This is a genomic window from Bradyrhizobium hipponense (assembly GCF_008123965.1).
GTDB lineage: Bacteria > Pseudomonadota > Alphaproteobacteria > Rhizobiales > Xanthobacteraceae > Bradyrhizobium > Bradyrhizobium hipponense.
Map to the genome: position 1 here is coordinate 1 of NZ_VSTH01000290.1, position 4,992 is coordinate 4,992.

Consider the following 4,992-nt stretch of genomic DNA (forward strand, 5'->3'; position numbering starts at 1 on the left):
GAGACAGTTCGAAAAGGACGTGACGTGACCATTCCCGCAGACGAACGGCTCCGGACCCGCACCGATCTGGCTCGAGATCAGGCTTGGGCAATTTCGGTCGGCGGCATTGGCGTGGTGCTGTTCGCCGCGCTGCTCGCCTTCACCTGGTATTTTGCCACCACCCTGCTGCTGATCTTCACCGGCATGCTGCTCGGCGTCGGTCTCAACGCGCTGACCAACGCGCTCGGCCGCCGCGTTCACCTGCCGCATACGCTGCGGCTTGCGATTGTCTGCGTCGCGCTTGCTCTGATGCTGGCAGGCGTGGCCGATCTCGGCGGGGCAACGATCGCCGAGCAGGCCTCCTTGCTCAGCAAAACCATCAAGTCGCAGATCACCAACGTCAGGTCCTTTCTCGAGAACCACGGCATCGATACCAGCTTCTTCGATTTCGGCAGCGCCGCCCCCGCCGCCTCCACGGACGCGGCAACCACGCCCATCCCGAACCCGCCCTCGCACGGCCAGTTGCCGGGCGCAGGCGCCCTCGCCTCCAGCGGCGGGGCGATCGTGAGCCAGACCTTCAAGCTGCTGCTCGGCACCATCAACGCCGTCGGCAATGTGTTCATCGTGCTGTTTCTCGGGCTGGCCTTCGCCGCCCAGCCGAGCATCTATCATGACGGCCTGTTGTTCCTCGCACCGGCAAGGCATCGGACCCGCGTGACCCTGATCATCGACGGGATCAGCGAGACGCTGGAGCGCTGGCTGATCGCCCAGATCATCGTCATGCTCGCAGTCGGCGCGGTGACCTGGATCGGGCTTGCCGTCATCGGCATCCCCGGCTCGTTCATCCTGGGAATCCAGGCCGGCCTTCTCGCCTTCATCCCGACCGTCGGCGCCATCATCGCCGGCGTCGTCGTGGTGCTGGCGAGCCTCGCCTCAGGGTGGATCGCGGCGCTGTCCGCCCTCATCTTGTTCCTCGGCGTGCACGCGATGGAGAGCTATGTGCTGACGCCGCTGCTGCAGCGGCAGGCGCTGGACATCCCGCCGGCCACGCTGTTCGCCTTCCAGATCCTGCTCGGCGTCGTGTTCGGAATCTGGGGCCTGGCCTTGGCGCTGCCATTGGTCGCCATCGCCAAGGTTATGATCGACCATTTCAAGACGTATGAGGCGACGCTCCGGGCCGAAGCCGCCTGAGGCGGCTCAGGTGGTCAGCACAGTCTCGGTGTGCTCGACCTCGGGGGGCGAGGCAAAATACTGGCCGACGAGGCCGCGCCATTCGGCAAAATTCTCCGAGCCGCGGAAATCGACAGTGTGGTTTTCCAGCGTTTCCCACTTCACCATCAGCCGGTAGCGCTGCGGCTTCTCAATGGATTTGTGCAGCTCGAGACCGTGAAAACCCTTGGCGCGGCCGAAGGCGGCCTTGGCCTTGGCGACGGCGGCTTCAAAGTCCTTCTCGCTGCCCGGCTTGACGTCGATTTGCGCGATCTCGGTGATCATCGGTTTCCACCCTTTTTGTTCGATGGGCGTATCTACCGCAGCCGGAGACAAAGAAAAAGGCGCCGGAACGGCGCCCTGATCGGCTGAAAATGCGGGCGGGCTCAGGCGAGCAGCAGAACGGTGCCTGCGACGATGAGCGCGCAACCGACGAACAGCGCGACCGGCCAGTAGCTGCGGCTCTGGATATAGCGTCCCTGCGCGCGGCGCTCGGTGATCAGCGCCGTCTCGTATTCGTCGGCGGTGGAGAACACGCAGGCGAAGCCGCCGCGCGCCGAGGCCGCAGCGGCTTCGAGCGACATCAGCGCGGCCTGCGGGTTCTGTCGACGGATCGATTCCATGACCGCAATGGTAGGGATCGAATGGTAAACAAGCGATTACCGCGAGGCCTCGCCGGGGGTCAGGCCGTGGCCGGTTCCGGTCGCGGCACACTGACACGCGCCGCGCTCTGGCGCCGCCAGTTCTCCAGCGACAGCGGCAGCTCCTCCGCCGCCTCGACGCGGTTGCGGCCGCCGCGCTTGGCCTGGTAGAGCGCGGTGTCGGCCGAAGCCAGCAACACCTCGAGTTCGGTGCCGGCCGGACCGCCGGCCACGCCGATGCTGACCGTGGTATCGACCGGGCCTTCATCGACCACGATGCCGGAGGTCTCGAACGCCTCGCGTACGCGCTCGGCAACCAGCACGCCCTCCTCCAACGAGCACGGCAGCAGCGCCGCGAACTCCTCGCCGCCGATCCGGCCCGAGAGGTCGGAGATGCGCAAATTGCTGACGACGATGGTCGAGAACAGTTTCAGCATCTCGTCGCCGGCGGGATGGCCGAAGCGATCGTTGATCGACTTGAAATGGTCGATGTCGAAGATCATGACGGTCACGGGGCGCCCGGCCTTGGCCTCGCGCTCGATCACGCGCGTACAGGCCTCCGAGAAGCCGCGGCGGTTGAGCATGCCGGTCAGGGGATCCGTCGACGCGGCGGTGCGGTGCGCGGTGACCGTGCGCTCCGACACCAGCATGAAGATCACGAACACGGTGCCGACGGCATAGAGCACGAGCTCGACCGCGAATACAGTGACCCAGATGCTGCCGGAGAAGCCGGCGTCGTTCGGGCGCAGGAAGCTGCCGATCAGGATCGGCAGCATCAACACGCAGCCGTGCATCACCGGCACCACGAAGGCCGGCCAGCGGCGCTGCAGGCTCTTGCGCCGTTCGACCCAGAGCTCGCTCGCGGTCAGCGCCGCATAGAGCGAGACGATGCCGGCGCCAATGATCATGCGCAGCATGGATGCCGCGGGATCGAGCAGCGTCACGGCCGCGACCCACGCAAGCGCGCCGAGCACGAGGCCGGGCCAGTGCGGCTTGCGGCCATGGAAGACGCGCGCCGCATTCCACACCATGCCGCAGGCGACGAACCCGACCGCGTTCAGCGCCAGATAGAGCTGCGGACCGAGCTTGTCGCCGGCCGCAGTCCACAGCGCGACGGAGGCAGCGCCGAGAAGATACGCCGTGCCCCACCATTTCAGTGCAGAGCTGTTCTCCTGCCTGCCAAAAAACACCATCATGGCGCCGAGCAATGCGGCAACCATGGTGGCGACCAAATAGAGCGTGATGCTATCGAGCGACATCATGTCGGCCCCCTCTTAAACATAGCAGTTACGCGACCGGCCCAGCCGATTTGCGCGCCCTTCCAAATGCGACGCTATGTCCCGCGAGTTCCATTCAGGTTTTCATGCAAGGCCAAGTTTTCCGGAAACACGCCATCAATTTGCATACAAACGAACAACAAAAAGGGCGCTTAAATCAGCGCCCTTTTGCATCTCATTGAAGCCGCTTTCGCGACGAATGTGACCGAAGCGATTAACGCTTCGAGAACTGGAAGGACCGGCGGGCCTTGGCCTTGCCGTACTTCTTGCGCTCGACCACGCGGGAGTCGCGGGTGAGGAAGCCGCCCTTCTTGAGCACTGTGCGCAGCTCCGGCTCGAAATAGGTCAGCGCCTTGGAGATGCCGTGACGCACGGCACCGGCCTGGCCGGACAGACCGCCGCCGGCGACGGTGCAGACCACGTCGTACTGGCCGGCACGCGCTGCCACGACGAACGGCTGCTCGATCATCATGCGCAGCACGGGACGGGCGAAATAGACCTCGACCTCACGCGCGTTGACAGTGACCTTGCCGGCGCCCGGCTTGATCCAGACGCGGGCGACCGCGTCCTTGCGCTTGCCGGTGGCGTAGGCGCGGTTGAACTTGTCGACCTTCTTCTCGTGCCTGGGTGCGTCGGGCGCGGCTGTCTTGAGCTGCGAGAGCTGGTCGAGCGACTGAATGGATTCGGCCATGGTTATGCGGCCCTCGTGTTCTTGCGGTTCAACTTGGCGATATCGAGCTTTTCCGGCGTCTGCGCCTCGTGCGGATGATCGGCCCCGCCATAGACGCGGAGATTGCCCATCTGCACGCGACCGAGCGGACCACGCGGGATCATGCGCTCGACGGCCTTCTCGAGCACGCGCTCGGGATGCTTGCCCTCGAGGATCTGGCGCGCGGTGCGCTCCTTGATGTGGCCGACATAACCGGTGTGCTTGTAGTAGGTCTTCTGCTCGCGCTTGCGACCGGTAAGGACCGCATGCTGCGCATTGATGATGATGACGTTGTCGCCGCAATCAACGTGCGGCGTGTAGGTCGGGAGGTGCTTGCCGCGCAGGCGCATGGCGACGATGGTGGCGAGGCGGCCGACGACCAGACCTTTGGCGTCGATCAGCACCCACTTCTTCGTCACCTCAGCCGGCTTTGCCGAAAAGGTTTTCATATCGGAGTTTCCGTGGACGGGGAGACATCGGCGCGAACACCGCACCGGACTGCGCGGTTTTCTAGAGAAGAGACGCGCAGCGGTCAATGCCCAAAGACGGAAATTAATTCAACAAAATCATTGGCTTAAAAATATGGTGCTATATTACCTGCAAAAACCTCAAACAGTTGGAATGGAATAGGTCGATGTGACATGGGCAATCGGATCGGGCGACGTTCCCGACAACAGATTTACCTCGCCGACCGCCAGGCGCTTGCCGAGCTTGAGAAGGCGGGCCTCCGCGAGCACGTCCTGGCCGGGCTGGCCCTTGCGCAGAAAGTTGATGTTGAGATTGGTGGTGACCGCGAGCCCGATCGGCCCGATCGCCGATAGCAGCACCACATACATCCCGAAATCCGCCAGCGCCATCAGCGTCGGACCCGACACGGTTCCGCCCGGCCGCAGCATCTTTTCGCTGTAACGCTGGCGCAAAAGGCAGGTCTGGCCGTCCGCACTCTCGATCGTGATGTCGCCGCCACTAAAGGCCTGGGGAAACTCGTCACGGAGAAACAGCTCGAGCTCCGCCACGCTCATTTTTGCTAACGCCATGCCCCCTCACCCTCGCTTCACGTCGCCTGTTACATTAAGTTATCTGCGTCATCCAACTGCAATAACCCAAGCGGAATCTTCAATGTCCGTCCAGCCCGCCCGCACCCCCTCCCCGGAACCGCCGATCCTGCTGCGGGAGA

General features: G+C 64.0%; 7 protein-coding genes. 1 reads left to right on the forward strand and 6 read right to left on the reverse strand.

Translation table 11 applies throughout. From position 1 onward, the window contains the following. The first annotated feature begins 24 nt into the window (after positions 1-24). Complete coding sequence (locus FXV83_RS41990; RefSeq protein ID WP_148745848.1) at positions 25-1,170, forward strand: AI-2E family transporter; 1,146 nt, start codon at positions 25-27, stop codon at positions 1,168-1,170. A 6-nt stretch (positions 1,171-1,176) separates the two neighbouring features. Here FXV83_RS41990 and FXV83_RS41995 read toward each other — a convergent pair whose 3' ends face one another. The 6 genes from FXV83_RS41995 to FXV83_RS42020 all read right to left on the reverse strand — a co-directional run bounded on the left by FXV83_RS41995 (position 1,177) and on the right by FXV83_RS42020 (position 4,852). Next, positions 1,177-1,473 (reverse strand): antibiotic biosynthesis monooxygenase family protein, encoded by a 297-nt coding sequence (locus FXV83_RS41995; RefSeq protein WP_148745849.1) that lies wholly within the window; start codon positions 1,471-1,473, stop codon positions 1,177-1,179. A 101-nt stretch (positions 1,474-1,574) separates the two neighbouring features. Then, complete coding sequence (locus tag FXV83_RS42000; RefSeq protein ID WP_148745850.1) at positions 1,575-1,811, reverse strand: hypothetical protein; 237 nt, start codon at positions 1,809-1,811, stop codon at positions 1,575-1,577. A 59-nt stretch (positions 1,812-1,870) separates the two neighbouring features. Next, on the reverse strand, positions 1,871-3,091 hold the full coding sequence (locus FXV83_RS42005) for a GGDEF domain-containing protein (protein ID WP_148745851.1): 1,221 nt from the start codon (positions 3,089-3,091) through the stop codon (positions 1,871-1,873). 229 nt (positions 3,092-3,320) lie between these two features. Beyond that, positions 3,321-3,797 (reverse strand): 30S ribosomal protein S9, encoded by a 477-nt coding sequence (gene rpsI / locus FXV83_RS42010; RefSeq protein ID WP_148745852.1) that lies wholly within the window; start codon positions 3,795-3,797, stop codon positions 3,321-3,323. 2 nt (positions 3,798-3,799) lie between these two features. Beyond that, a complete protein-coding gene (gene rplM, locus FXV83_RS42015; protein WP_148745853.1) occupies positions 3,800-4,264 on the reverse strand; it encodes a 50S ribosomal protein L13 in 465 nt (154 codons plus the stop codon). A 159-nt stretch (positions 4,265-4,423) separates the two neighbouring features. Then, a complete protein-coding gene (locus tag FXV83_RS42020) occupies positions 4,424-4,852 on the reverse strand; it encodes a PaaI family thioesterase (protein WP_148745854.1) in 429 nt (142 codons plus the stop codon). Between the last annotated feature and the right edge of the window lie 140 nt (positions 4,853-4,992).

Coding starts and splice junctions, on each gene's coding strand:
- FXV83_RS41995 (WP_148745849.1), bottom strand. CDS start 1,473: ATGATCACCGAGATCGCGCAAATCGACGTCAAGCCGGGCAGCGAGAAG.
- FXV83_RS42000 (WP_148745850.1), bottom strand. CDS start 1,811: ATGGAATCGATCCGTCGACAGAACCCGCAGGCCGCGCTGATGTCGCTC.
- FXV83_RS42005 (WP_148745851.1), bottom strand. CDS start 3,091: ATGATGTCGCTCGATAGCATCACGCTCTATTTGGTCGCCACCATGGTT.
- rpsI (WP_148745852.1), bottom strand. CDS start 3,797: ATGGCCGAATCCATTCAGTCGCTCGACCAGCTCTCGCAGCTCAAGACA.
- rplM (WP_148745853.1), bottom strand. CDS start 4,264: ATGAAAACCTTTTCGGCAAAGCCGGCTGAGGTGACGAAGAAGTGGGTG.
- FXV83_RS42020 (WP_148745854.1), bottom strand. CDS start 4,852: ATGGCGTTAGCAAAAATGAGCGTGGCGGAGCTCGAGCTGTTTCTCCGT.